Source organism: Vogesella sp., from assembly GCF_046297735.1.
Classification (GTDB): domain Bacteria; phylum Pseudomonadota; class Gammaproteobacteria; order Burkholderiales; family Chromobacteriaceae; genus Vogesella; species Vogesella urethralis.
Window position 1 is genome coordinate 57,946 of record NZ_JBKBHK010000004.1, and the last position, 4,376, is coordinate 62,321.

Sequence of the window (4,376 nt, forward strand, 5' to 3'; positions counted from 1 at the left end):
ACTACACCGCAAAGCGTTTGATGAACATCTGGCGCAGCGCCCGATACCACTGGCTGGCAAGCGGCTCAGGTTGCTGGATAAAGCGTACGTAGACGCGGTTGCCCAAGGTACGCGGCACGGCACGGTTATCAAAACGCAGCTCGAACTGGAAAAGCGAATTCAGCGCGACCGGCGCTTCGCGGCTGGCTTCCGGGTCCAGACCGATTTTGCCGCCCCCCTGCAAGGACAGCGCCAGGCTTGGCAGATCACGGGTGGCACCAGGCACTTCGCGTACCATGGTGGCCGGGATCAGGCTACCGACATCCACTGCACTGCGAATTTCCACCCCGATATTGCGCCGCCGAACCTGATCGACATCGGCTTGCGGTACCACGGTCAGCAAGGTGTAACGCGAGGGATCCAGAACGTAGCCGACGACATCACCCCGTGCCACGTAAGCGCCGACAAAGTCCAGGGTGGACGACACTTCGAAACGGCCAGCCAGCGGGCTACGGATGACCAGCGCGTCCTGGCGCTGCTGCAAGTCGTGCAGACGATTGCGGTGATAGCCCACTTCGGCGTCGACAATCTGGGCCTGCACACGGTCGGTCAACAGCACTTTGTCACGCTTGCTTTCCATCTCGGCAATCTTGGCACGGGTTTCTGCGAGCATGGCTGCCAGCTCCGGCTCGTCACAAGCCAGCAAAGGTTGGCCGCGACGGACTTCGCTACCGGACGGCACCAGTACGCGGCTACCGATACAGCTGACCGGGGCGCGCACCCGCGATTGCTCCGACATCCAGATCACACCTTCAGCCATCGTCCATGACGGCACCGGCAACAAGGTCAGCAACAGCACCAAGGCCAGTACCAAGCTACCCGTCAGCGTCAGCACCCGGGCACGCACGCCCTGCAATACCGGGTCATCGAGCAAGAAGCGGATCTGGCGCCATAACGGCAACAACAGCATGTTGAATGCACTCCAGATCGCCAGCAGAACGCCGACGAAAAAGAAACGTTCCGCCACCAGCAACACAATGGAGATCGACAACAGAATGCGATAGCAGAACGAGCCGATAGCGTAAAACACCAGCCAGCCCTTCTCGCGCGGCGTGGTGGGTGGCGGAGTTTGCTCACTGCGCACACGGAAAACGTGCTGCTTGAACACGTAAGCCATGTATTGATTAGCCTTCTGGCCAAGATTAGGTATTTCCAGCCAGTCGGAGAGGATGTAGTAGCCGTCAAAGCGTACCAGCGGATTGGCATTGAACAGCAAGGTCGTGACACCGGCCAGGATGACGACCTGGTGCAAGGCAGCCTTGGGCAGGCCTGGGGCTACCCAGGTCCACAACCAGATGGCGATGGCAGCGAGGAACAACTCGGTCATCATGCCAGCAGCACCGATCAGCATGCGCTGTCGGCGCGCAGGCAGGCCGATGGCGTAGCCTGCATCAACATACGGCACCGGGATCATCACCAGCATCATCACCCCGGTTTCATGGCAACTACCGCCATAAGCTTTCACCGCCAGACCGTGGCCTATTTCATGCAGGGCCTTGAGCACCGGAAAGATCAGCGCCAGCATCAGCACGTTATCAGGTCGGAAAACCCGGGCAGTGAGATCGGCAGTCAGTTCGTCCCAGTGCATGCCGGCCAGCACCGCACCGCTACCGACCACCAGCAGCCAGAGGGGCAGGAACCAGCGCAGTAACCAGGCTGGTACCGCGTTGTAAAGCCGGGTAATGAACGGGTCAGGGTCAAAGAGCGGAATCTTCAATGACAGCGGGTTCATCAGGTACTGCTTGAGCTTCATGCGCCCTAGACGCTGGCGTCGCTCGTTCAGTTCGGCCAGATCGGGCGCCTGATCGGTCAGCAACACATTGGCCTGGTGCAGCTGTGTCATCAGGTTCAGCACTTCGTCTTGTGTCGGGGCATCATCGCCCAGCACTTCGCAAGCACGCTGCCAGATGGCATCCAGCGTCAGCTCGCCATCCATCAGCGCCACGATCTGATACGCCGCAGGGTTCAGCTTGAGAAAGCGGCCACTGCCCTGATCCTGCAGAATGTAACTGCGCTCGCCACGGTAGACATGGCGCACCATGGTGGCTTGCTGGCGCAAGCGGGGCTTCAGTGCTGCCACGCGGTACCATGAGGGTGAAAACAGCGATGCGCTCATAGCCTTACCACCCCAGCCAAGACCAGATGTTCAAGCGCAGCCAGTCCAACAAGCCATGGGTCCAGATCCACACCAGCTTGCGTTCGCCGACATGGACTTTGGCAACGCCATCCATGCCAGGGCGCAAGGTCTTGTTGCCGGCAGTCAGCACCCCTTCGACGCGAAACACGTTCTTGCCGTCGCGCGCCTGGGCTACCGAAGTGACCAGCGATACGCGGAACGGCTGCCGCTCTCCCGGCATCGCAGTCAACATCAGTTCGCCGCGCTGTCCGACAACGATCTCGTCGATATCGGCCTCGTCCACATACAGAATGACGCGATACGAGTCCAGCGGCGCAATCTCGAACAGGGTCTGGCCTTTTTTCACGGCACCGCCCAGCTGCTGCGACAGGTCGCCACTGACAATGAAGCCTGCAAACGGTGCACGAATGCGCGAACGTTCCAGCATGGTCTGCGACAAAGCGCGCTGCGCCTCGGCCTGTTCGGTCTGGGCGATGGAAATCTGGATTTGCGACAGGTCATTCTGTGCCTGGGCATCCTGCAGCTGGTTCTGATACTGCGACTGCGTACTGCGCCATTTGCTCGCTTCCAGCTGCAAGTCACGGTCATCCAGCTGCGCCAGCAGGCCATTGGCAGGTACGACTTGCCCCGCGCGTTTAAATGCCTGGGCCACAAAGCCGTCGAACGGTGCAACGATGGTACGTTTGACCGCCCCCTCCAGTTCGGACTGGGCGCCGATACGGTAATCGCCAGTGGCCAGGGCCAGAAACAAACCCAAGCCCAACAGCACAATCGCGGTGAGCTTGCGCCCGGCATGCAGCGGGCCCAGCAAGCGGTCGCGCTCGGTCTTGGCTACATCAATGGCGCGACGCCACCATGGTCTTTCTGCATGTCGCTTGTCCAGCAGCATGCGGCCAACGATGGGGGGCAACATCTGCGCCAGGTCACGAGCCGTGTCCGGCAGGCCGGCATCGGTCCACTCAAACACAAACACACCATAGCGCTGCTTATCAAGATAAAACGGCACGCTCAGGATGTAGCCGGCACCAAAGCGCTCGGCCAGGGCGCGGTGTGCACGATCGATACGCAAGCCAGCAACAGGCTGCGTGTCCGTCGTATCAAAGTGCAGCGCCTGCCCTTGGTCCGCCGCTTCGTTCATGGCATCGGTCAAAAATGACGCCAGATCCTGACGACCGGCAAACTCTGCCGAATGGGACAGTGCTTGCAATTTGACCGTCATGCGCCGGGCAAAACCTACCGACACGCGATCACAGCCCAGCGCCACGGCCATATCCGTCACCACGGCATGACCGGCGTCGTGTGCCGAGTTCTCGCCGATGACCAGCATCAACAGGTCCAGCGACTTCAAAAGCCGTTCGGTAAACGCTGCCTGGTCTGCGGCCAAGGTACTGCCAGCCGGTAATAGCCAGCCCTGCCCCCACTTCAGCCAAGCCAGACTATGGCGGTCGTAAGCGGTCGCCGGCATTGCCACCGCCAGCACACCGTGTAACTGATCGCCGGCCAGCACCGGCATCGCCAATAGCAAGACCCCGTCGTGTACTTGTTGCAGAGGCAATCGCATGTCCAGCACCCGCTCGCACAGGTTGGCCAGTAGCGGTGACACGCCGCCAGTATCAGGCCACAGCAGTGCCGGGGCGAACGGCCCCGCATCCGGCGTCTCGGCCAGCACGATGGCCAGCTCGGTCAGGGACGGCACCCCCTGGCGACAGCATTGCAGCCAGGCTTGCCAGTAAGCGTCATCGTTGTACGGGGTGCGGGCTAGCTGCAGCCAGGTGTCGGGCGCACTGCTTTGGCTTGTGGTCATGAGGGACATGCGGTGAACAACAGACAAAGAAAAGCCGCCAGCGACATGGCTGGCGGCACGAGGAAGGCTAGCCCAGCTTGAGCTCGCCGTAGCGGGCTTCGTACTCTTTCAGGCCCAGTTCGAGCATGGTGAGCAGACGCTTGGCCGCATACGGGTTCAACACCACGCGGTTGCTGAGGGTGACCTGCACCTGCTTCTGATCGCTTTGCCAAGCCTGGTTGGCACCAAACAGCACCATGATCTCTTCGCGGGTACCCAGTACATTGCACACGTTAGCGTAGGTCGTCACCATGCGGGAGTCATCCCACACGATCTGCGGTACAACGGCTTCGTTATTCTCTTGTTGCTGGCTCATATTCGTTCCTTGCGTTTGGCTATGGTTACGGGAAAACCTGA

3 protein-coding genes are annotated in these 4,376 nt (G+C 60.6%); all 3 read right to left on the reverse strand.

The features are described from left to right. Position 1: 1 nt before the first annotated feature. Positions 2–2,155, reverse strand: a complete 2,154-nt coding sequence (locus ACK4FZ_RS06325) for a PqqD family peptide modification chaperone (RefSeq protein ID WP_409818986.1) — start codon at positions 2,153–2,155, stop codon at positions 2–4. 4 nt (positions 2,156–2,159) lie between these two features. Beyond that, on the reverse strand, positions 2,160–3,980 hold the full coding sequence (locus tag ACK4FZ_RS06330) for an efflux RND transporter periplasmic adaptor subunit (RefSeq protein ID WP_409818988.1): 1,821 nt from the start codon (positions 3,978–3,980) through the stop codon (positions 2,160–2,162). Between the two features lie 67 nt (positions 3,981–4,047). Then, positions 4,048–4,335: a DUF3467 domain-containing protein gene (locus tag ACK4FZ_RS06335; RefSeq protein WP_051028601.1), complete on the reverse strand. Its 288-nt coding sequence runs from the start codon at positions 4,333–4,335 to the stop codon at positions 4,048–4,050. Between the last annotated feature and the right edge of the window lie 41 nt (positions 4,336–4,376).

Bases quoted from the DNA above. Each gene is read 5' to 3' on its own strand.
- ACK4FZ_RS06335 (WP_051028601.1), bottom strand. From the start codon at position 4,335: ATGAGCCAGCAACAAGAGAATAACGAAGCCGTTGTACCGCAGATCGTG.
- ACK4FZ_RS06325 (WP_409818986.1), bottom strand. From the start codon at position 2,155: ATGAGCGCATCGCTGTTTTCACCCTCATGGTACCGCGTGGCAGCACTG.
- ACK4FZ_RS06330 (WP_409818988.1), bottom strand. From the start codon at position 3,980: ATGACCACAAGCCAAAGCAGTGCGCCCGACACCTGGCTGCAGCTAGCC.